The organism is Streptomyces sp. NPDC028368 (assembly GCF_055565615.1).
Genome location: NZ_JBVHTY010000005.1, coordinates 1 through 20403, shown reverse-complemented (window position 1 = coordinate 20403; position 20403 = coordinate 1). Strand labels below are relative to the sequence as shown.

General features: G+C 71.6%; 19 protein-coding genes and 3 tRNA genes. 15 read left to right on the top strand and 7 right to left on the bottom strand.

What is annotated here, in order from left to right; genetic code table 11:
* Positions 1-122: 122 nt before the first annotated feature.
* Entirely contained in the window at positions 123-620 is a 498-nt protein-coding gene (locus ACZ4S3_RS12915) for an SSI family serine proteinase inhibitor (RefSeq protein WP_467931708.1), read from the bottom strand.
* 241 nt (positions 621-861) lie between these two features.
* On the opposite strand from ACZ4S3_RS12915, the gene ACZ4S3_RS12910 reads away from it, so the two are divergent.
* From ACZ4S3_RS12910 to ACZ4S3_RS12895, 4 genes are all read left to right on the top strand, one after another.
* A tRNA-Ser gene (locus tag ACZ4S3_RS12910) sits at positions 862-952 on the top strand.
* A gap of 451 nt (positions 953-1403) precedes the next feature.
* A complete protein-coding gene (locus tag ACZ4S3_RS12905; RefSeq protein ID WP_467932460.1) occupies positions 1404-2060 on the top strand; it encodes an HD domain-containing protein in 657 nt (218 codons plus the stop codon).
* 133 nt (positions 2061-2193) lie between these two features.
* Positions 2194-2266: transfer RNA gene (locus ACZ4S3_RS12900), tRNA-Arg, on the top strand.
* A gap of 210 nt (positions 2267-2476) precedes the next feature.
* A tRNA-Met gene (locus tag ACZ4S3_RS12895) sits at positions 2477-2550 on the top strand.
* Positions 2551-2621: 71 nt separating this feature from the next.
* Here ACZ4S3_RS12895 and ACZ4S3_RS12890 read toward each other — a convergent pair.
* Positions 2622-3413, bottom strand: coding sequence for an NAD(P)H-dependent oxidoreductase (locus tag ACZ4S3_RS12890; protein WP_467931704.1), 792 nt, complete (start codon positions 3411-3413; stop codon positions 2622-2624).
* A gap of 44 nt (positions 3414-3457) precedes the next feature.
* Here ACZ4S3_RS12890 and ACZ4S3_RS12885 point away from each other — a divergent pair, with 44 nt between their 5' ends.
* The 3 genes from ACZ4S3_RS12885 to ACZ4S3_RS12875 all read left to right on the top strand — a co-directional run bounded on the left by ACZ4S3_RS12885 (position 3458) and on the right by ACZ4S3_RS12875 (position 6634).
* Complete coding sequence (locus tag ACZ4S3_RS12885) at positions 3458-4537, top strand: GlxA family transcriptional regulator (RefSeq protein ID WP_467931699.1); 1080 nt, start codon at positions 3458-3460, stop codon at positions 4535-4537.
* 152 nt (positions 4538-4689) lie between these two features.
* Positions 4690-5664, top strand: a complete 975-nt coding sequence (locus ACZ4S3_RS12880; RefSeq protein ID WP_467931695.1) for a DUF2797 domain-containing protein — start codon at positions 4690-4692, stop codon at positions 5662-5664.
* Positions 5665-5749: 85 nt separating this feature from the next.
* A complete protein-coding gene (locus ACZ4S3_RS12875) occupies positions 5750-6634 on the top strand; it encodes an amidohydrolase family protein (protein ID WP_467931690.1) in 885 nt (294 codons plus the stop codon).
* Positions 6635-6775: 141 nt separating this feature from the next.
* Here ACZ4S3_RS12875 and ACZ4S3_RS12870 read toward each other — a convergent pair whose 3' ends face one another.
* On the bottom strand, positions 6776-7342 hold the full coding sequence (locus ACZ4S3_RS12870) for an NADPH-dependent FMN reductase (RefSeq protein WP_467931687.1): 567 nt from the start codon (positions 7340-7342) through the stop codon (positions 6776-6778).
* Positions 7343-8127: 785 nt separating this feature from the next.
* Between ACZ4S3_RS12870 and ACZ4S3_RS12865 the strand changes: the two genes are divergently transcribed.
* The 6 genes from ACZ4S3_RS12865 (at position 8128) to ACZ4S3_RS12840 (ending at position 16978) form a co-directional block, all read left to right on the top strand.
* The gene (locus ACZ4S3_RS12865; RefSeq protein WP_467932456.1) at positions 8128-8829 is read left to right on the top strand and encodes a response regulator transcription factor; all 702 of its coding nucleotides are present in this window, start codon (positions 8128-8130) and stop codon (positions 8827-8829) included.
* Between the two features lie 7 nt (positions 8830-8836).
* Complete coding sequence (locus ACZ4S3_RS12860) at positions 8837-10621, top strand: sensor histidine kinase (RefSeq protein WP_467931683.1); 1785 nt, start codon at positions 8837-8839, stop codon at positions 10619-10621.
* Positions 10622-10647: 26 nt separating this feature from the next.
* Positions 10648-12102, top strand: a complete 1455-nt coding sequence (locus ACZ4S3_RS12855) for a bifunctional glycosyltransferase family 2/GtrA family protein (RefSeq protein ID WP_467931679.1) — start codon at positions 10648-10650, stop codon at positions 12100-12102.
* A complete protein-coding gene (locus tag ACZ4S3_RS12850; protein WP_467931676.1) occupies positions 12102-14357 on the top strand; it encodes an ArnT family glycosyltransferase in 2256 nt (751 codons plus the stop codon). Before ACZ4S3_RS12855 ends, ACZ4S3_RS12850 begins: the two co-directional genes overlap by 1 nt.
* A 226-nt stretch (positions 14358-14583) precedes the next feature.
* Positions 14584-16137, top strand: a complete 1554-nt coding sequence (locus ACZ4S3_RS12845) for an MFS transporter (protein WP_467931674.1) — start codon at positions 14584-14586, stop codon at positions 16135-16137.
* A gap of 46 nt (positions 16138-16183) precedes the next feature.
* Positions 16184-16978, top strand: a complete 795-nt coding sequence (locus tag ACZ4S3_RS12840) for a TetR/AcrR family transcriptional regulator (RefSeq protein WP_467931671.1) — start codon at positions 16184-16186, stop codon at positions 16976-16978.
* A gap of 187 nt (positions 16979-17165) precedes the next feature.
* Here the strand turns inward: ACZ4S3_RS12840 and ACZ4S3_RS12835 are convergent, their stop codons facing one another.
* The 4 genes from ACZ4S3_RS12835 to ACZ4S3_RS12820 all read right to left on the bottom strand — a co-directional run bounded on the left by ACZ4S3_RS12835 (position 17166) and on the right by ACZ4S3_RS12820 (position 19100).
* Positions 17166-17528: a hypothetical protein gene (locus ACZ4S3_RS12835; RefSeq protein WP_467931667.1), complete on the bottom strand. Its 363-nt coding sequence runs from the start codon at positions 17526-17528 to the stop codon at positions 17166-17168.
* Between the two features lie 70 nt (positions 17529-17598).
* Positions 17599-18777: a methyltransferase domain-containing protein gene (locus ACZ4S3_RS12830; protein WP_467931663.1), complete on the bottom strand. Its 1179-nt coding sequence runs from the start codon at positions 18775-18777 to the stop codon at positions 17599-17601.
* Between the two features lie 3 nt (positions 18778-18780).
* Entirely contained in the window at positions 18781-18915 is a 135-nt protein-coding gene (locus tag ACZ4S3_RS12825) for a hypothetical protein (protein WP_467931660.1), read from the bottom strand.
* Positions 18912-19100: a hypothetical protein gene (locus ACZ4S3_RS12820; RefSeq protein WP_467931656.1), complete on the bottom strand. Its 189-nt coding sequence runs from the start codon at positions 19098-19100 to the stop codon at positions 18912-18914. Before ACZ4S3_RS12820 ends, ACZ4S3_RS12825 begins: the two co-directional genes overlap by 4 nt.
* A 175-nt stretch (positions 19101-19275) precedes the next feature.
* On the opposite strand from ACZ4S3_RS12820, the gene ACZ4S3_RS12815 reads away from it, so the two are divergent.
* Together ACZ4S3_RS12815 and ACZ4S3_RS12810 are read left to right on the top strand one after the other, a co-directional pair.
* The gene (locus tag ACZ4S3_RS12815) at positions 19276-20085 is read left to right on the top strand and encodes a helix-turn-helix domain-containing protein (RefSeq protein ID WP_467931653.1); all 810 of its coding nucleotides are present in this window, start codon (positions 19276-19278) and stop codon (positions 20083-20085) included.
* A 23-nt stretch (positions 20086-20108) separates the two neighbouring features.
* The gene (locus ACZ4S3_RS12810; protein WP_467931649.1) at positions 20109-20294 is read left to right on the top strand and encodes a DUF397 domain-containing protein; all 186 of its coding nucleotides are present in this window, start codon (positions 20109-20111) and stop codon (positions 20292-20294) included.
* Positions 20295-20403 lie beyond the last annotated feature (109 nt).

The following is a 20403-nucleotide window of genomic DNA, read 5'->3' as shown; positions in this document are numbered from 1 at the left end:
GCACTTGCCCGCGACGCGGAGGTGCCTGACGGGGTGGTAATGCCGCGCCGGGGTGCGACTCGCCGCACGCCGGACATGTGCCCCGCGTCCTGACCTGGCGCGCTACTCCGTCACGAACCGGGTCATGAAGTGGGGCGCGGGAGCAGAGGTTCGAAGCGCCGCCAGCGTTCGATCTCACATCCGTTGGTGCGCCGGAAAACGGCATCAACCGGGCGTCCCGCCCAGCTGCCGGTGACATGAGCGGTGGCCGCCCCGCCGTAGATCATCGTGCATTTCGCGTCCCTGGGAACCGGCGCGAAGGTGTCCCGGCCCCAGCGCGTCCGCTCGTCCAGCTTGTCGCAGGCCCCCTTGGCGTCGGGGTGGTTGCCGCCGGCGGGGTGGCAGTGGAGCCGGAAGGTGCCGTCATTCCCCGCGCCGGCGCGGGACACGGTGACGGTGAGGTGGTCCGCCCGGCCGATGCCCATGCCGGTGGTCATGCCGTCGGGCCGGTGGTCGGGGAGCGGGATCGGGGCGGCCGCTGCGGCACCGGGTGCGGCGGCGAGGGCGGACGCCGCGGAGAGCAGGGACACGGCGGCGGCCGCGGCCGCGGCGAGGAGGGTCGACGTCCGGCGGTGCGGCATCACGGGCTCCAGAGAGGCGAGTGCGAGGCGGTACGCGGTACGTACACGCCGGGGGCGCACGACACGCGGGTCGGCGCGGCCCCGACACTCCTAACGCGTCGCCGCCCCCGACGTTGCGCCGCAGGAACGTCTTTGCCGGGTGGCCCGCGCGCCTAGTACCGTAGGGGGCGATTGGTGACAGCCCGCAGAGCTGTGCCATCATCTGGACACACCACAGCGTGCGTGCGCGCGTGGGGTGTGTGGAGGCGTCGCCTAGTCCGGTCTATGGCGCCGCACTGCTAATGCGGTTTGGGGCTTACCCCCCATCGAGGGTTCAAATCCCTCCGCCTCCGCTCCTCTTCGTTCGGGCCCTGGTCATCGCGACCGGGGCCCGAACGCTTTCCCGGAGGCCGCTTCCGCCGCAGGCACAGGCCCCCGCCCATGCCCGAGGTGCCGACCGGGCATCTCTTCCACGACCACACCGGCGCCACCCCCGCCGCCTACGTCGAAGCCGTACGCCTCGAGGCCGCCCAGACCTTCCTCGCCCACGGCGAACCGGTCACCGCCACCGCCACCGCCCGCCGCCCGCCGCATCGGCACCGACGAATCCCTCCGCCGCCCGGGCGTCGCTCCCTCTGCCTGCCGCGCCCGCTTGCGCACCACCACCCGCTGACGCCTTCGGTATCCACATCTGCGGGCAACCCGTATCTGCGGGAAACCCGTATCTGCGGGCAACCCGTATCTGTGGGCAAGCCGTCTCCCGCACACCGGGCGCCCGAGCCCCGCCCGCGCGACCCTGAACCCATGAGCACTCACGACCACACCCCCTCGGCCATCGCCGGCATCCCCGTCCCCGACAGCAGCCTGGTCCGGGAAGCCACCGACCTGGTCCGCGACCTCACCGACGACCTGATCTACCACCACTCCCGCCGCGTCTACCTCTTCGGCGCCCGCCACGGCCTCGACCGGGGCCTGGACTTCGACCCGGAGCTGCTCTACGTCGGAGCCCTCTTCCACGACCTCGGCCTCACCGAGAAGTTCCGCACGTCCCAGCAGCGCTTCGAGCTGGACGGCGCCGACGAGGCCCGCGCCTTCCTGACCGCCCGCGGCATCCCCGAGGACCGCGCCCGCCTGGTCTGGGAGGGCATCGCCCTGCACACCACCCCGGAGATCCCGCACCACATGGCCCCGGAAGTGGCCCTCGTCACCGCCGGCGTCGAACTCGACGTCCTGGGCATCGGCTACGACACCCTCCCCGCGGAAACCCGCGACGCCATCGTCGCCGCCCACCCCCGCCCCGACTTCAAGCGCCGCATCCTCCACGCGTTCCACCAGGGCCTGGCGCACCGCCCCCAGACCACCTTCGGCAATGTGAAGGCCGACGTACTGGCCCGCTTCGAAGACGGCTACACCCGCCCGAACTTCGTCCAGATCGTCGAGGACTCCGCCTGGCCCCAGTAGTCCTCCAACCCCCGCCAAAAGCGCATTTCTGCAGGTCAGAGCGGCTGCGGGGAATGGATTTCGCCTCACGGCGCAGGTCATGTAATGTTGTTCCCGCAACGCCGACCGGAAAGAAAAACCGCCGGAAAGCCAAGCGCTCGTAGCTTAACGGATAGAGCATCTGACTACGGATCAGAAGGTTGCAGGTTCGAATCCTGCCGAGCGCACAGCAGATCAAAGCCCCCGCCGGGTTATCCGGGCGGGGGCTTTGTCGTGCGTACAGCTATGAAGTGCGGCGGTCGGGGTGGTGGGTGCCGTTTGTTGCTTCGGAGGGGCTGTCCTCGGGGGGAGTTGGGGGGTTGGGGGCGGTGGGGTGAGGGTGCGGGGAGAAGCGATTAGGTGTTTGCGAGGGGTTCGCGTACTGTGGTGTTCACCGACGCGGGGTGGAGCAGCTCGGTAGCTCGCTGGGCTCATAACCCAGAGGTCGCAGGTTCAAATCCTGTCCCCGCTACTTGTGCCGCAGGCTCAGTGGATTTTATCCACTGGGCCTGCGGCCTTTTTGCGTTCGGGGGCAGGGGCCGGTCACCCGCGGGCGGGCGGGGGCGGGGAGGTGTAGTGGGCGGCGGGGCCGGTGTGGGGTGGGGTCAGGTGGGGGTGGAGGAGGAGGTCGTCGTCGTAGTCGCCGGTGTTCTGGTGGCGGAAGGGGAGCGGGGTGGTGGTGGGGAGGGTGAGGAGGCGGTCGCGTAGCCGGGTGGCGGCGGTCTCGTAGGCCTCCGGGGTGGTGCGGTCGGCGCCGGGGATCAGGAGGGGCGGGACGACGGAGATTCCCGTGTACCAGAGGGTGCCGTGCTGGAGGGGGAAGAGGAGGTCGTTGAGGTCGCCGTTGACGCCGCGCGGGCCGAGGGTGGTGGCGCGGGCCCCGGCGGTGACGACGACCAGGGCGCGTTTGCCGGCCAGCTTGCCGTCGCCGTAGCGCTGCGGGCGCCCGGTGGCGGGGTCGGTGATGCCGAAGGCGAAGCCCTTGACGAAGACGCGGTCGAACCAGCCCTTGAGGATGGCGGGCATCCCGTACCACCAGAGGGGGAACTGGATGACGAGGGTGTCGGCCCAGGTGAGCTTTTGCTGTTCGGAGCGGATGTCCGGGGTCAACCGGCCGTGCGTGTAGGCGTGTTCGGAGGCGTCGCCGACCAGGAGGCGGTCGGCCGGGTCGTGGTCGTAGTCGGCGGCGTTGACCAGCGGGTTCCAGTTCATGGCGTACAGGTCGGAGACGCGGTGCTGGTGGCCGTGGGCGTCGAGGGTGCGCAGGCCCTCGGTCTTGAGGGTGCCGCTCAGGGAGCGCCGGTCGGGGTGGGCGAACAGCCAGAGGACCTTCATGACGTCCACTGTCCGGGGTGGGCGGGCGGCGGAGGAGTGGCCGGATGGTCATGATGTGCAAGGATCGGGCCATGAGTGCCATGAGTGCCACGAGTGCCACGAGTGCGATGAGTGTGGGGGAGAGCGGTGCGGGGGCGGTCCGGCATCGGGTGGCGGTGCTGGTGCGGGACGGGATGCTGCCGATCGAGGTGGGGATCGTGCACCGGATCTTCGGGGAGGCCAGGACGGCGGCCGGCGAGCCGCTGTATGAGCTGGTGACGTGTGCCCTGGAGCCCGGGGAGGTGCGTACGGATACGGACTTCACGGTGCAGGTGGCGCATGGGCCGGAGGCGCTGGAGAAGGCGGACACCGTGGTCCTGCCGGCCTCCGGGGTGGATTACGGCCCGGGGACGGAGCGCAGTCACGGACGGCTGAGTCCGGCGATGGCCGAGGCGCTGGGGCGGATCCGGCCGGGGACGCGGATCGCGTCGATCTGTACGGGGGCGTTTGTGCTGGCCGCCGCGGGGCTGCTGGACGGGCGGCGGGCCACGACGCACTGGCGGTCGGTGGACGACTTCCGGCGGATGTTCCCGTCGGTCGAGCTGGATGCCGATGTGCTCTACACGGACGACGGGGATGTGCTGACGGCGGCCGGGGTCGCCTCGGGGATCGATCTGTGCCTGCACATGGTGCGGTGCGATCACGGGGCGGCGGTGGCCAATGATGTGGCGCGGCGGACGGTCGTGCCGCCGCACCGGGAGGGCGGGCAGGCGCAGTACATCCGGCGGCCTCTGGCGGAGCCGCGGGTGTCCTCCACCGGGGTGGCGCGGGCCTGGGCGCTGGAACATCTGGACCGGCCGTTGAGCCTGCGGGAGCTGGCGGCGCGGGAGGCGATGAGCGTACGGACCTTCACCCGGCGGTTCCGGGAGGAGGTCGGGATGTCTCCGGTGCAGTGGCTGACGCAGCAACGCATCGAGCGGGCCCGGCAGTTGCTGGAGGAGACGGACCTGACCGTGGACCGGATCGCGGCGGAGGCCGGCTTCGGGACGGCGGCTTCGCTGCGGCAGCATCTGCAGGCGGCGCTCGGGGTGTCGCCGAGGGCCTACCGGAGCACGTTCCGGGGGCCGGAGCTGCGGGTGGCCTGAGGGAGGGCGGTCCGAGGGAGGGTGGTCGGCGCTGCGGGCGGTGGCGCTGCGGGCGGTGGCGCTAGGGGCGGGACCGTTGGGCCGGGTGGTGGACCGGCCGTTGGGCAGGGCGCTGGGCGGGCGTTGTCGTACCCCCGTCGTACGCTGACGGTGTGTGGCGATGTACGGGACCGCGCTGGTCGGACGGTGGGCGGGAGGCCGCCGGACAGCGCTACGCGCAGGGGCTCGGGTGGTACTGCGCCGAGCGGGGTGAGGAGCGGGTGAGCCCGCTCCCCGCCGGGAAGGTGCTGGCGTTCGCGGCGCGGGGTGAGCGGCGGTGTCTGGGAGTGCGGCGCGGCGGCCGGTGGACCGTGTGCCCGTATGCGGCGGTGCTTGACGGTGCGGGTGCCAAGGACCAGTGCGCGAGCTGCGCCCAGCTGGACCGGTCGCGGTCGGTGGCCGCGGACACCATGGCCGATGATCCGCGCCCGTACGCCGTCTATCTCGCGTACTTCGGCCCCGGGCTGCTCAAGGTGGGGATCACGGCGGCCGAGCGGGGCCCGGCGCGGCTGGTGGAGCAGGGGGCGGTGGCGTATGCGTGGCTGGGGCGCGGGCCGCTGATGGCGGCGCGGCGGGCGGAGGCGTTGTTGGGGAGTGCGCTGGCGGTGCCGGACCGGTTCGGGAAGGCGGCGAAGCGGGCGGCGCGGGGGGCGTTGCCGCCGGTGGCCGAGCGATGCGCCGAGCTTGCTCAACTGCACGCTGTGGCACGGGAGTTGGACAGCTGGCCGGAGACGTTGGAGCCGGTCGCGTGGGCGTGCGTCGACCATACGGAGCTGTTCGGGCTGGACCGTATTCCGGGGGAAGCCGCGGAGCTGGGCGGGATGGCGGCGGGGGCGGAGATCGTGGGGGAGGTGGTGGCCGGGGTGGGGTCGGATCTGTATCTGCGGCTGCGGGGCTCGGGGGAGCCGTCGGGGGGCGATGGGGAGATTGCGGTGCTGGATGCGCGGGTTTTGTCGGGGTGGATTCTGGGGGCGGCTTCGGGGGCGGTGACGACGGTGCCCGTACGGGGACGGGCGGGAGGCCCGGACGGCGGCCGGGTGGGTGGTCAGGCGGGCGGCCGAGTGGGTGGACAGGAGGGGCTGTTCTGAGGGAGGGGCTCTGGTTAGGTCTGGCGTGGGCGGATAGGTGTGGGGCGCAGGTATGCAGCCGGGGTGAGTGCGAGAGGGGCCGGGCGTGGTGGATGCGGTGGACGGGGACGACCGGGTCGGCGGGTTCTGGCGGGGGCTGGGGCTCCCGGGGCTGGTCGATGTGCATACGCACTTCATGCCCGAGCGGGTGATGGCGAAGGTCTGGGCGTATTTCGACGCCGCCGGGCCGCTGGTGGGGCGGCCGTGGCCGATCGCGTACCGCTTCGAGGAGGACGAGCGGCTGGCGGTGCTGCGGGGGTTCGGGGTGCGGGCGTTCACGTCGATGGTCTATCCGCACAAGCCCGGGATGGCGCAGTGGCTGAACGGCTGGGCGGCGGATTTCGCGGCCCGTACGCCTGATTGCCTGCGGACCGCGACCTTCTTTCCGGAGGACGGGGCGGCGGATTACGTACGGGCCGAATTGGCGGACGGGGTACGGGTCTTCAAGGCGCATGTGCAGGTGGGCGGGTACGACCCGGCCGATGAGGCGCTCGATGGGGTGTGGGGAGCGATAGCGGAGGCCGGTACTCCGGTCGTCATCCACTGCGGGTCGGGGCCGGCGCCCGGCAAGCACACCGGGCCCGAGCCGGTCGCGCGGCTGCTGGCACGGCATCCCCGACTGCCGCTGATCATCGCGCACATGGGGATGCCCGAGTACACGGACTTCCTGGATCTGGCGGAGCGCCATCCGGGCGTGCATCTCGATACGACGATGGCCTTCACCGATTTCGCCGAGCGGGCCGCGCCGTTCCCGCGGGCGGAACGCGGCCGGCTCGCGGATCTCGGCGACCGCGTCCTGTTCGGCAGCGACTTCCCGAACATCCCCTACGGGTATGCCCATGCGCTGGAGGCCCTGACGCGGCTGGAGTTGGGGGATGAGTGGCTGCGGGGGGTCTGTTACGGGAACGGGGCGCGGTTGTTCGGGGCGTGAGCGGGGCCTTCGTCCGATGAGGCGGGGAGTGAGTCCTTCGGGCTTCGTTCGGTTTCGTTCGGTTTCTTTTGGCTCCGTCGGCTCCGTTCGGTTTTCATCGGTTCCCGTCGGCTTCCGTCGGTTTCTTCGGTTTCCGTCGGCTCAGGTGGCTTCGGCGGGCCGGGTGGTGGCGGTTGCTTCTGCGGCGGCTGTGGCCAGATGGATCATTGCTGCGCGCAGGTCAGCCAGGGTGGCCTCGTGTGTGACGCGCTCCGTTGCGGGGTCGGTCTTCGGGCCGATGGCGGGGATTTCGAGGCAGGCGGGCGCGATGATCTCGCCGGTCATCATCCGTAGCGTCTCGCGGAGTTGGGCGTTGGCGTGATCGCCGCCGGTGGGGAAGGGCGAGGCGGTGATCACGGCGATGGGCTTGCCGACGCATTCGCCACTGCTGACCAGCCAGTCGAGGGCGTTCTTGAGCACGCCGGGGACGCCGTGCGCGTACTCGGGGCTGACGACGAGGATCGCCTGCGCGGCTGCGGCGGCCTGACGGAGGGCGGCGACGGGGGGCGGGGGCGTGGCGTCCTCGCCGTCGAGGTCCGGGTTGAAGTGCGGGAGTGCGCCGATGCCCGCGGTGGTGGCGGGGCCGTCGTGGAGGTCGAGGGCGGAGCGCAGTACGGCGCCGGTGGAGGAGCGGGCGCGGAGGCTGCCGGAGAGGGCGAGGAGTCGCATGGGGGGACGGTACGGCTTGACGTCGGGGGCAAGGCGAGGGGGCCGGTGTGCGGGGGTTCCGAGTCGGGGTGCGCGGGGCGGTTGAGGAGGGGTGTGCGGGGCGGTCGAGGTGGGCGCCCGGGGCGGTCCGAGGAGGGGGCGCGGGGGTGCGTTTGTGCTGGTCAGGGCGATTGTCAGTGGTGGGTGCGATGCTGAGGGAGTGGTGATCGGGCTGGACCGCGCGGGGGGCGGCCCAGACCGGTCGCGCACAGTTCGGGGGTGGTGCGGGGTAGCGGTGCGCGGGGTGTTGGTGGGCGCGGTGGCGGGGGCTGCGTTGTGCCGGTGTGTGGTGTTGGTGGGTAGTGCGGTGCGGTGCGTGCGTGGTGCCGGTGCGCAGGGCGGTGTGCGCGGTGCCGGGGGTGCGGTGTGGTGGGTGCGGCGGTGTGTTTGGTGTGGCGGTGGTGGTGAGGGGTGGGTGGGGGAGGTTCCCCGGGGGGAGGGGATAAGGAGAAGTGGGCCGTCTCGCGGCCCTGCGCGGCCCGGCTCTGCCTGCGCGGCCCGGCCCGACCCGCCCCGCCCCGGCTCGATTCTCAGGAGATTCACAGAAACCCGAAAGGGAGCTTTCACGGGAGCCGGTCATCCTCGGCGCCATGACCGTGACTTCGTCGTCCTCAGCGTCGTCCTCCGCCGGGCCCGCGGTGGCGCCTCCCGCGCCCACAGGTTCCGCAACCCCGTCCGCCAGAGGCGCTGCCAGAGGTGGCGCCAAGGGTGCAGCGGCGCGGGGGCCGGCCAGAAGCCCCGAGCTGCTGCGGGCCGACGGGAGTCCGGTGCGCGTGCTGGTCGTGGACGACGAAGCGTCGCTCGCCGATCTGCTGTCGCTGGCCCTGCGCTACGAGGGCTGGGACATCCGGGCCGAGGGGGACGGGGCGGGCGCGCTGCGGTGCGCGCGGAGCTGGCGGCCGGATGCGGTGCTACTCGATGTGATGCTGCCGGACATGGACGGGCTGACGGTGCTGGGCCGGCTGCGGCGTGAACTGCCCGATGTTCCGGTCCTGTTCCTGACCGCCAAGGACGCGGTCGAGGACCGTATCGCCGGACTGACGGCGGGCGGCGACGACTACGTCACCAAGCCGTTCAGCCTGGAGGAGGTCGTGGCCCGGCTGCGCGGGCTGCTGCGCCGGGCCGGGGCGGCCGCCGCGCGCAGCGGATCGCTGCTCACGGTCGGCGATCTGATGCTGGACGAGGACAGTCATGAGGTGTGGCGAGATGGTCAGGAGATTCATCTGACGGCCACCGAGTTCGAACTGCTGCGGTATCTGATGCGTAATCCGCGCCGGGTGCTGAGCAAGACGCAGATCCTGGACCGGGTGTGGAGCTATGACTTCGGCGGGCAGGCGAACGTCGTCGAGCTCTATATCTCGTACCTGAGGCGGAAAATCGATGCCGGGCGGGCGCCGATGATTCACACCCGGCGCGGCGCCGGGTATCTGATCAAGCCGGGCGCGTAGTCCGCCGATGAGCGCCCCGCCCGTGCCGGGTTCTTCCTCGCCCGTTCCCGGTTCCTCGTCCGTTCCGCCCGTTCTCGGTTTCTCGTCCGTTCCGCCCGTTCCCGATTCGTCCCCCGCTCCGGGTCGCACGCCTGCTCCCCGGCGCCGCTGGACGTTGCGGACCCGGCTCGTGGTGTCGGCGATCGCGCTGATCGCCGTGGTCGGGGCCGTCATCGGTACGGTCACCTCCATCGCGCTGCAGTCGTATCTCCAGGGCCAGTTGGACGACCAGCTCGGCCACGACGTCGTACGTGCCCAGCTGCCGCATCCGCGCGACCCGAAACGCGACCCGGACCGCGACCCGGACCGCGGCCCGAACCTCGATTTCGTGGCGATGGGCGGGCAGCCGCTCGGGACGGTGGGCGCGCGGTTCGGGCCCGACGGGCTGCTCCAGGACGGCGCGAAGAGCAACAACTCCACCGGCCGGCTGCCGTCCGAGCGATCGGACGCGCTGAGCGGCGCGCAGGCCGCGGCGCTGGCCGGCGTGCCGCGGGACGGTGTGCCGCACTCCACCGAGATCCCCGGCCTCGGCGACTACCGGGTGCAGTCCTCCAAGGACGGTCAGATCGTGCTCGGGATGCCGCTCAATCAGGTCGAGGAGACGGTCGCCCGGCTCATTCGCGTCGAGGCGTGGGTGACGGTCGCCGGGCTGGTCGCGGCCGGGATCGCGGGCGCCGCCATGGTCGGGGTCGCGCTCCGTCCGCTGCGCCGGGTCGCGGCCACCGCCACCCGCGTCTCCGAACTCCCCCTCCATCAGGGCGAGGTGGCGCTGCACGTACGGGTGCCGGCGGCCGAGGCGGATGCCCGTACGGAGGTGGGGCAGGTCGGTGCGGCGCTCAACCGGATGCTGGGGCATGTCGCCTCGGCGCTCTCGGTGCGGCAGGAGAGTGAGACGCGGGTGCGCCGTTTCGTCGCCGATGCCAGCCATGAGCTGCGTACGCCGCTGGCGTCGATACGGGGCTATGCCGAGCTGACCCGGCGCGGGCGGGAGCGGCCGGGCCCGGAGACCCGGCATGCCCTGGGGCGGATCGAGTCCGAGGCGGAGCGGATGACGGGGCTGGTGGAGGATCTGCTGCTGCTCGCCCGGCTCGATTCCGGACGCCCGCTCTCGTATGAGAGCACTGATCTCTCGGCGTTGGTCGTGGACGCGGTCAGCGATGCGCGGGCGGCCGGGCCCGGTCACCAGTGGCGGCTGGAGCTGCCCGACGACCCGGTGCTGGTGCACGGCGACGGCGGCCGGCTGCACCAGATCCTCGTCAATCTGCTGGCCAACGCCCGTACGCATACGCCGGAGGGGACGACGGTGACGGCCCGGGTGCGGGGCGCCGACGTCCGGGGCGCCGAGGCCCGCGGAGGGGCGCCCGCCGTCCGCCTCGAGGTGCAGGACGATGGACCGGGCATCCCCGCCGGCCTCCTCCCGCATGTCTTCGAGCGGTTTGCGCGCGGGGACGCGTCGCGGTCGCGGGCTGCCGGGAGTACGGGGCTCGGCCTCGCCATCGTGCAGGCGGTGGTGGGCGCGCACGGCGGTACGGTCGCGGTCGAGAGCGTCCCGGGACGGACGGTGTTCACGGTCGCCCTCCCGGCCGCGCACCACGGGCCGGCGGCCGCGCGCTCCACGGCGGTCCCGCGCTCCACGGCGCCGCCCACCCATCCGGAGGCGCCCCCCGTCCACCCGGAGGCGCCGCCCGCCCACCCGGAGCCCGCAGCACCCACCGACTCACAGCCAGGGCACAGCCTCACCACACCACCGTGACAGCCCGGTTGGCGAGTGTCGGGGGCATGACGACGACACAGCCGGCCCGCCCGCCCTTGGGCTCCCTGCCGCCACGCGAGCATCTGCGCCTCGGCCAGATCGAGACGGTCCTCGACGTCGTGATCCCCGTCTACAACGAGGAGACCGACCTCGAACCCTGCGTACGGCGGCTCCACGAGCACCTCGCCCGCACCTTCCCGTACGGCTTCCGGATCACCATCGCCGACAACGCGAGCACCGACCGCACCCCCGAGGTGGCCGCCCGGCTCGATGACGCGCTCGATGCGGTCACCGCCGTACGGCTGGAGCAGAAGGGGCGCGGGCGGGCGCTGCGCACCGTATGGACGCTGTCCGAGGCGCCGGTGCTGGCCTATATGGACGTCGATCTGTCCACGGACCTCAACGCCCTCCTGCCGCTGGTCGCGCCGCTGATCTCCGGTCACTCGGACCTGGCGATCGGCTCGCGGCTGGCGCGCAGTTCGCGGGTGGTACGCGGCCCCAAGCGGGAGTTCATCTCGCGCACCTACAACCTCATCCTGCGCGGCTCGCTGGCCGCCCGGTTCTCCGATGCGCAGTGCGGGTTCAAGGCCGTACGGGGCGATGTCGCCGAGCGGCTGCTGCCGATGGTGGAGGACACCGGGTGGTTCTTCGACACCGAGATGCTGGTGCTCGCGGAGCGGGCCGGGCTGCGGATCCACGAGGTGCCGGTGGACTGGGTCGACGACCCGGACAGCACCGTGCACATCGTGCGTACCGCCACCGACGATCTGAAGGGTGTGTGGCGGGTGGGGCGGGCGCTGGCGACCGGGCGGCTGCCGCTGGACCGGCTCGCCCGGCCCTTCGGTGACGATCCGCGCGATCGCGAACTGAACGGCGTACCGGGCGGGCTGGCCCGTCAGCTTGTCGGCTTCTGTGCCGTCGGGGCGCTCAGCACCCTGCTCTACCTCGGCCTCTACTCCCTCTTCCGGCTCGGCCTGGGTCCTCAACTGTCCAATGCTGCCGCCCTGTTGGTGTCCGCCCTCGGTAATACGGCCGCCAACCGGCGGCTCACCTTCGGGGTGCGGGGCCGCGACCGGGCGGTCCGCCATCAGGCCCAGGGGCTGGTCGTCTTCGCCATCGGGCTGGCCCTGACCAGCGGCTCCCTCGCCGCCCTCGACACCGCCACCGGCAACCCCTCCCACGGCACCGAACTCGCCGTCCTGGTGGCCGCCAACCTCGCGGCCACGGTGCTGCGGTTCCTGCTCTTCCGCGCCTGGGTGTTCCCGGAACGGGAGCGGGAGCGGGGCGCCGAGCCGCTGGAGGCACGCCCGGCCGGCCCGTTCGCCCCGAACCGCCAGAGCGCCCCGAACCGCCTGAGCGCCCCCAACCGCCTGAGCGCCCCCAACCGCCAGAACGACCTGAACAGCCTGAGCGCCCCGAATCGCCGCCAGGACGACCGTGATGACCGCGATGACCGTGACAACTTCACCAGGAGCATGTGATGACCCCGCACCACCAGCCCGATGCGGCGGACCGGCCGTCGGATCCGCCGCCGCTCACCGAACAGGAGCGAGCGCCGGCGTCGGTCGGCGCTCCCCAGGCGCCCGCGCGGCCGGCGGACCCCCGCTGGGCGCGCCCCGCGCTGGTGGCGCTGCTGCTGGTCACGGCCGTGCTCTACCTCTGGAACCTGGGGGTCAACGACTACGCCAACCAGTTCTACTCGGCCGCCGTACAGGCCGGCAGCGAGAGCTGGCAGGCGTTCTTCTTCGGCTCCTCCGACGCAGCCAACTCCATCACCGTCGACAAGCCCCCGGCAGCCCTGTGGCCGATGGCGCTGTCCGTGCGGCTCTTCGGGCTCAGTTCCTGGGCGATCCTGGTGCCCGAGGTGCTGATGGGCGTCGCGACGGTCGGCGTGCTCTACGGGGCCGTACGGCGGCGCTTCGGTGCGGCGGCGGGGCTGCTGGCGGGTGGGGCGCTGGCGCTGACTCCGGTCGCGGCGCTGATGTTCCGCTTCAACAACCCTGATGCGCTGCTGTGCCTGCTGATGGTGTGCGCGGTCGCGGCGGTGCTGCGCGCCCTGGAGGACGGCCGGACGAAGTGGCTGGTGTGGGCCGGGCTCTGCTTCGGCCTCGGCTTTTTGACCAAGACGCTGCAGGCGTGGCTGATTCTGCCGCCGCTGGCCGTGGTCTACGCCTGCTGTGCGCCGGTCGCGGTACGCCGCCGGCTGGGCCAGCTGCTGCTCGGCGGGCTGGCGATGGTGGTCTCCGGCGGCTGGTGGGTGGCGGTCGTCGAGCTGTGGCCGGCGTCCTCGCGCCCGTACATCGGCGGTTCGCAGCACAACAGCTTTCTGGAGCTGACCTTCGGCTACAACGGCTTCGGGCGGATCAGCGGCAATGAGACCGGCAGCGTGGGCGGCGGTGGCCACCGCGGTGGCGCCGGTGGCGGCTGGGGCGAGACCGGTATCACCCGGCTGTTCTCGGCCGACATGGGCGGCCAGATCTCCTGGCTGCTGCCCGCCGCGCTGATCCTGCTGGTGGCGGCCGTGTGTGTGCTGTGGCGGGCACGGCGCGCCGTGGCGGCCGAACAGGCCGGTCAGCGGGCGGAGTTCCTGGTGTGGGGCGGCGCGCTGCTGATGACCTTCGCGACCTTCAGCTTCATGTCCGGGATCTTCCACCAGTACTACAACATCGCGCTGGCGCCCTATATCGCGGCGGTGGTCGGCATGGGCGCCACGCTGCTGTGGCGGCGCGGCGGGCGGCTCGCGTCCCTCGTCCTGGCCGGTACGGCTGCGGTGACGGCCGGCTGGTCGTACGTCCTGCTGAACCGCTCGCCGGACTGGGTGCCGTGGCTTCGCTGGACGGTTCTGGTGCTCGGATTGCTAGCGGCGACAGGGCTGCTTGTGACGCTGTGGATGCGAGCGACGGCACGGGCGGAGCGAGCGGCGGCAGAAGACGGAGCGGTGGCAGTCAGCGGAGCGGCGGCAGTCGTGCCCTCTCGCCTCGCGGCCCTCGCGGCCGGGCTCGCCGTGGTGACCGCGCTGGCCGGCCCGTTCGCGTACGTCCTCGACACGGTCAACACTGCCAAGGGCGGCTCGATCATCACGGCCGGACCCACGGTCCAGGGCACCTTCGGCGGACCGGGCGGCCGGTTCCCCCGCGGCATGCGCTACGGCGGCCTGTGGCGCGGCGGCAACATCCCGGGCGGACCTCAGGGCGGAGCCCAGGCCGGACCCCAGCGCCAGGCCCAGGGCCAGGCCGCGGGGCAGCAGCCCAAGGGTCGGCAGCAGGCCTTCCCCGGCTGGATGGCGGGCGGCCCCGGCGGAAAGGCCGCTCGCAACGGCGCCCGTAACGGCTCCCGCATGGGCGGCGGCCGGGGCGGCATGGGCGGCCTGCTCGACGGCGCCAAGGTGAGCGCCAAGGCCAAGGCACTGGTCGAGAAGAACGCCGACGATTACACCTGGGCCGCCGCGGCCATCGGCTCCCAGAACGCCGCGAGCTACCAACTCGCCACCCAGAAGCCGGTGATGGCCGTCGGCGGCTTCAACGGCAGCGACCCGTCGCCGACCCTCGCCCAGTTCAAGAAGTACGTGGCGGACGGAAAGATCCACTACTTCATCGCGGGCGGCCGGATGGGCATGGGCGGCCCCGGTGGCAAGGAGGGCGGCTCGTCGAAGATCACCTCCTGGGTCGAGAAGACCTTCAAGAAGGTCACCGTCGGCACCGCCACCTTCTACGACCTGACCGCTCGTAAGGCCTGACCCTTCCTACGGCCTGACCCTTCCTGCGCCCTGACCGCCCCTACGGCCTGACCCGGCGGCGCCGACGTAGCCGAAGGGAGCCAGAAGGAGCCAGAAGGAGCCAGAAGGGAGCCGGCCAGAAGGGAGCCGAAAGGAGCCGAAGCCGCCCGTCCGAAAATCGAATGTACGGCGTATAGCAATCCCTGTACGGTGTAAGTCTTCCGCTCGCACCGTACAGGGAGCCCGTATGCCCACCGTGGCCTCCGACGCCACCGTCACCCCCCTCCAGCCGCCCGGCCGCAACGCCGCCCGCTGGCTGATACTCGGGGTCATCTGCCTCGCCCAGCTGACCGTCGTCCTCGACAACACCGTGCTGAACGTCGCCATCCCCTCGCTCACCAAGGAGCTGGGCGCGACCACCGCCGACGTCCAGTGGACGATCAGCGCCTATTCGCTGGTCCAGTCCGGCCTGCTGCTCACCGCCGGCAACGCCGCCGACCGCTACGGCCGCAAGAAGATGCTCGCCGTCGGCCTGGCGCTGTTCGGCGTCGCCTCGCTCGGCGCCGCCCTCGCCCAGTCCCCCGCACAGCTGATCGCCGCCCGCGCCGCGATGGGCGTCGGCGGCGCGCTCCTGGTGACCACCACCCTCGCCGTCGTCATGCAGATCTTCGACGACGCCGAGCGCCCCAAGGCCATCGGCATCTGGAGCTCGGTCAACTCCCTCGGCTTCGCCGCCGGCCCGCTGATCGGCGGCTCGCTCCTCGACCACTTCTGGTGGGGCTCGCTGTTCCTGGTCAATCTCCCCGTCGCGCTGATCGCGCTGACGGCCGTACTCGGCCTCGTCCCCGAATCCAAGAACCCCAGCGGCGACCTCCCGGACCTTCCCGGCGCCCTGCTGTCCATGGTCGGCATGGTCGGTGTGGTCTACGCGATCATCACCGGCCCGGTGACCGGCTGGCTCTCGGCCCAGGTGCTGATCTCCGCGGCCATCGGTGTCATCGGCCTCGCCGCCTTCGCCCTCTGGGAGCTGCACGTCCCGTATCCCATGCTGGACATGCACTTCTTCCGTGACCGCCGCTTCATCGGCGCCGTCTCCGGCGGCATCCTCGTCGCCTTCGGGATGGGCGGATCGATCTTCCTCCTCACGCAGCACCTCCAACTGGTCCTCGGTTACGGGCCGTTGGAGGCCGGGCTGCGGATGGCGCCGCTCGCCGTCACCGTCATTCTGATCAACTTCACCGGCCTGGGCGCCCGCCTGATGCCCAAGCTCGGCACCCCGGGAATGATCGTCTCCGGAATGACGCTGCTCGCCGCCGGACTCGCCGCCATCTCCCTCCTCGGCGGCGAGAGCTACGGCGGCATGCTCACCGGCCTGATCGTGATGGGTATCGGGGTCGCCCTCGCCATGCCGGCCATGGCCAACGCCGTCATGTCCGCGATCCCGCCCGCCAAGGCCGGTGTGGGCGCCGGCGTCAACGGCACGCTGATGGAATTCGGCCAGGGCCTCGGCGTCGCCGTCCTCGGCGCGGTCCTCAACTCCCGTTTCGTGGCGCTGCTTCCGGTGGTCGCCGCGGGCGCCGGCTCGCTGCCCGCGGCCCTCGCCCGGACCCGTACGGACGCCGAACGGACGGCTGTTCAGGACGCCTTCGCCACCGGCATCGGCACCAGCCAGCTGGTCGGCGCCGCCGCGGTCCTCCTCGGCGGACTGCTCGCCGCGCTGCTCCTGCGCCGCGCCGAACGTACTGGCCAGGAGGACGGAACGTCGTCCGCGGCGGAACCGTCCCCGGCCGCGGCGGAATAACATCGACGGTGTACGGAAACCCGCACGACGAGCAGGGAGGGGCGCCATGGCAGCGACGGACGGCCGCGCCAGGAAGCGGCCGAACAGCGTCTGGCTGACCGAGCGCCCCCCGCTCAAACGCAAGGCGGACCAGCCGGCCGGTCTCGACCTCGACAAGATCGTCGCGGCGACGGTGCGGCTGCTGGACGCCGAGAGCCTGGCGAAGTTCTCCATGCGCCGGCTCGCCGGCGAGCTCGGCGTCACCGCGATGTCGGTCTACTGGTACGTCGACACCAAGGACGACCTGCTGGAACTGGCCATAGACGCGGTGGCCGGCGAGATGCCCCTGCCCGACGAGTCGGACGCCACCGCCGACTGGCGCGACCAGCTGCGCCTCCTGGCCTTCGGCTACCGCGACATGCTGCTGCGGCACCCCTGGGTGGCCCGGCTGCTGGGCGAGTTCATCAACATCGGCCCGCATTCGGTGGCGTTCTCCAACGCCACCTTGCGGGTGATGCGCCACAGCGGCCTCGGCGCGGAGCAGACGTCCGGCGCGCTGGCCTCCGTCTTCCACTTCGTCTACGGCTTCTCCACCATCCGCGGCCTGCACGAGGCCCGCTGCCGGGCCGCAGGAATCGGCCTCGACGACTACTTCGAGCAGGTCATCGCCGCGATCTCGGGACGCGCGGAGTACGCCGAGATGATGGAACTGTCGACCCGGACCGCATCCGTCCGCGAGGGCGCGAGTGCGCTGGAGATGCTTGACCGCGACTTCGTCTTCGCGCTCGATCTGCAGATCGCGGGGATCGAGGCGATGCGGGGGCGGGCGGAGCGGGCGGAGCAGGCGCGGCAGGAGGACTGAGCCGGTCCGTGCGGGGTGCTACCCGCCGGACTCGCGGCCGGGCCACGCTACCCCTTGCCGGTCCACGTGGTCTCCGTCGCGGTGTTCGGCCCGCGCACAGGGGCGGGGGTTGTTGCTCTCCTCGGGCCGGGTGGCCCCGCAGAGCCGGGGCCGCGGCGGCGCGGGGCGCGACGGCGGCCCGGACACGTCACCCCACCGCCGCCGGCACGGTGCGGCGCCGCGACGGGACGTCGACGCCGTGAATACGGGCCGGGCCGGCGTCGATACCGCGTAGCGCCATCTCAAGGGCCCAGCGCCGTTCGGCCTGCGCGATGAGCTCGGGGTCGGTGGCCGGCGGAGAGGGCACCAGGACGTAGGGCCGTACGGGGGCGGGGAGATCCGCGAAGGGCCCGTCGGCCGCCGCGTCCCGGGCGTAGGGGCTCTTGTGGGGCGGCAGAGAACGGCGGCGGGGCCGCGGCTGCCGTACGGGTCCCGGGGCGGATCCCGGGTCGGCTCCCGTTGCGGGGGCGGGGGCGCGGCGTCGCCCGGTCGCGGGGAACAGGGCACGCACGAGACGCCCTGAGAGGCGCACGGCAAGGCCACGCATGTCGTCGTCAGCTCCATCGTCGAGGGGGCGGCGCTCACACACGCCAGGAGTCGGCCGGATCATCGAGCCAGACGGACTGCCCGTCCGCCGCCACCGTGAGCCCGAACCGCTCCCACCCCGGCCGGCCGTTCTCCTCCCACCACCGGTACGCCGCCTCCGCCTCGTCCCACAGGCGGCGCGGCCCCGACTGCCAGACGCGCGCCGCGGCCCCGTCCCGGAACCAGGCACAGGCCCACGACCGGTCGCTCATCCCGTAGAGCCAGACCGGACGGCCGCCGTCCCGCCTCTCGGCAATGACCTGGCGGCACTTCGGCACGCGCAGGCCGAGCGCGAAGTGCACAGGCGCGAACCGGTCGCCCACGACGTCCGGTTCCGTGAGCGCCGTGGAGGTTTCGTCGCCCGCCGCCACACTGTCGGTGACGTACGCGGAGTGGACCAGGACTTCCGGCCGCTGCGCCCGCAGCTTCATGAACTCCACGGGCCCGGTGAACCTCCCGCACGCGCTGCGCCCGTCCGGCGCGACCACCAGGCGGCCCACCGCGTCGCCATTGCCGTAGTGCGTCCCCCACGGGGCCACGATGACGCCGCCGGGCCGGCACTGTTCCACCCAGGCGTACGGAACGGCCAGGAGCCCGCAGGTGGCGATGACCCGGTCGTACGGCGCCCCGTCGGGCCAACCATGGGTCCCATCACGATGAACGACCCGGACGCCGGCCCCCAGCCGCTCCGCCGTCGCGCGAGCCGCCTCGGCCACGGCGGCGTCCACCTCCACCGTGACGACCTTCCCCGGCCCCGTACGGTGCGCCATCAGCGCCGCGTTCCAGCCGGTGGCGGTGCCGATCTCCAGCGCTCGGTGACCGGGCCGCAGGTCCAGGTCCCGCAGCATCCGGAAGACGACGGACGGCATGGACGCGGAGCTGGTGGGTGCCTCGCCCGGTTCCGGTCCGGTGTGCGTGCCGTCGTCCCACTGCGTGACGACCGGTACGTCGGCGGCGTCCGCATACTCCTGCCAAGTGGCGGGCGTTTCCACCCTGTTGACGGCCACACTCCGTCCGGCCGCCATATCGAACGGCCAGATCAGATCCGGCAGAAAGGCGGAACGGGGCACGGCGGCAAACGCGGGCGCCCAGTCCGGGGACAGGACCCCGGCCGCCGTCAGGGCGCGCCCCAGCCGGGCGTGGCCGGGGCGCTCGTCGGGTACGTCGGTCGTCATTGGTCAGGCGGCCTTCGGGGGATTGGGGACACCGGGTCCGCCGTCGGGGGTGGGCGGCTGGTGGGGGCCGGGGTAGGGCTCGCCGGGCAGCTTGTCGCCTCCGGCGTCTTGGCGCAGAACCGTGGTCATCGTGTTCATGCCTGCTTCCTTTCGGATGTGGCGGACTTCTGGACGGGTGCGTCGTCGTGTCGCGGGTGGCGCCGTAGCAGGACTCGGTAGTCGACGGCTTCGGACCGGTCGCCGATGCCCAGGGCGTCCGCCAACTGGACCTTGAGTTGGGCGCATTCGGGGCAGTCGCTCTCTCCGCCCACTTGCTCAGCCATCCGAACTCCTCACTGAATGTGGCCGATTGACTACAAGGATGAGGGGGTGATCGGTACCGTGGAAGAACTTTGGTGACCGACCAGAGGATTGGTCAGCAACGCATGTGCACAACGAGCTGACCTGCGGAGACGTTGTCTCCGAACCATGTGACCAGACCCGTGGTCAGGGGAAGTTATGAACGATGAGGCCCCCCGGCGACGCTTCGCGGAGGAGTGTCGCAGTGGCAGGGAGCTTTACCCGGAAAAGCAGCTGAGCCAGACCGAATTAGCCCGCATGGTCCGGACGTCGAAGTCCACGATCAGTCGTGTGGAGACGTGCTTGGGCCCGATCCCGCCGGACCTTCCACCTCTGCTGGACCAGGTGTTTTCGACGGACGGGCTGTTCAAGCGCCTGTACGAGGAGCTCGTGACGCAGTCCTTTCCGGCGGAGTACAGGCGGCGACTGGAAGTGGAGCCCACGGCGATAGCCATCGCCGAATGGTCCCCGACCGTGGTGCCTGGCCTCCTGCAAACGGACTCCTATGCACGTGCCCTCTTCAGAGCCAGTGCCCCAAGGGCAAGCGAGGCGGAGGTTTCGCGAAAGGTGAGATCGCGATTGGTACGCCAGGAGATTCTGCGTGGCAGCTCGCCGCCGGACTTCTCGGTCGTCGTCTGTGAGTCAGTGGTCCGACGCAATGTCGGGGGCCCGGATGTGATGCGCAATCAGCTCGCTGCCTTGTTGGCGTTCGGCACCCACCCCGCCAATATCCTTCAGGTGTTCCCCTTTACCGCTCCGGCGCACGGCCTGATTGACAGCACCATCTCAGTCCTGACCACCCCGGACGGGGCGACCATCATCTACACGGAAGGGATCAGGTCGGCTGTGTTCATCGATGAACCGTCGACGGCGCGACACTATGCCCGGTCTTACGATCTCCTGGCTGCTTCAGCTCTCTCACGTGAGGCGTCCGCCAATCTGATCCGCGAGCTTATGGAGGCGTTGTGACCTTGTGCATTCACCACCCATGGGTGAAGTCGACTTACAGCAGCACCAGTGAGGGCAGCAACTGCCTCGAATGGGCCCCCGGTTCCGTCTCCACCGGCGCCGTCCCCATACGGGACTCCAAGAACCCCGGTCCGGAGCTGCGTTTCTCGGCGGACGTCTGGGCGTCCTTCGTCCACGGCGTCCGACAGGGCGACTTCCCCACCACCTAGATGAATGAGTCCAAGGGGTGTCGTTGCAGTCAGTGATCGTAGGCAGTGAGTGATCGCTTGATGGGCTGTCCAGTTTGGTCGTTGTGCCAGATCGCCGCTGTGAGTGCGA

What these genes read in the sequence shown, in the direction of transcription:
- ACZ4S3_RS12915 (WP_467931708.1), bottom strand. Translation starts at nt 620, where the DNA reads ATGCCGCACCGCCGGACGTCGACCCTCCTCGCCGCGGCCGCGGCCGCC.
- ACZ4S3_RS12905 (WP_467932460.1), top strand. Translation starts at nt 1,404, where the DNA reads ATGAGCACTCACGACCACACCCCCTCGGCCATCGCCGGCATCCCCGTC.
- ACZ4S3_RS12890 (WP_467931704.1), bottom strand. Translation starts at nt 3,413, where the DNA reads ATGAAGGTCCTCTGGCTGTTCGCCCACCCCGACCGGCGCTCCCTGAGC.
- ACZ4S3_RS12885 (WP_467931699.1), top strand. Translation starts at nt 3,458, where the DNA reads ATGGTCATGATGTGCAAGGATCGGGCCATGAGTGCCATGAGTGCCACG.
- ACZ4S3_RS12870 (WP_467931687.1), bottom strand. Translation starts at nt 7,342, where the DNA reads ATGCGACTCCTCGCCCTCTCCGGCAGCCTCCGCGCCCGCTCCTCCACC.
- ACZ4S3_RS12860 (WP_467931683.1), top strand. Translation starts at nt 8,837, where the DNA reads ATGAGCGCCCCGCCCGTGCCGGGTTCTTCCTCGCCCGTTCCCGGTTCC.
- ACZ4S3_RS12855 (WP_467931679.1), top strand. Translation starts at nt 10,648, where the DNA reads ATGACGACGACACAGCCGGCCCGCCCGCCCTTGGGCTCCCTGCCGCCA.
- ACZ4S3_RS12850 (WP_467931676.1), top strand. Translation starts at nt 12,102, where the DNA reads ATGACCCCGCACCACCAGCCCGATGCGGCGGACCGGCCGTCGGATCCG.
- ACZ4S3_RS12845 (WP_467931674.1), top strand. Translation starts at nt 14,584, where the DNA reads ATGCCCACCGTGGCCTCCGACGCCACCGTCACCCCCCTCCAGCCGCCC.
- ACZ4S3_RS12840 (WP_467931671.1), top strand. Translation starts at nt 16,184, where the DNA reads ATGGCAGCGACGGACGGCCGCGCCAGGAAGCGGCCGAACAGCGTCTGG.
- ACZ4S3_RS12830 (WP_467931663.1), bottom strand. Translation starts at nt 18,777, where the DNA reads ATGACGACCGACGTACCCGACGAGCGCCCCGGCCACGCCCGGCTGGGG.
- ACZ4S3_RS12825 (WP_467931660.1), bottom strand. Translation starts at nt 18,915, where the DNA reads ATGAACACGATGACCACGGTTCTGCGCCAAGACGCCGGAGGCGACAAG.
- ACZ4S3_RS12820 (WP_467931656.1), bottom strand. Translation starts at nt 19,100, where the DNA reads ATGGCTGAGCAAGTGGGCGGAGAGAGCGACTGCCCCGAATGCGCCCAA.
- ACZ4S3_RS12815 (WP_467931653.1), top strand. Translation starts at nt 19,276, where the DNA reads ATGAACGATGAGGCCCCCCGGCGACGCTTCGCGGAGGAGTGTCGCAGT.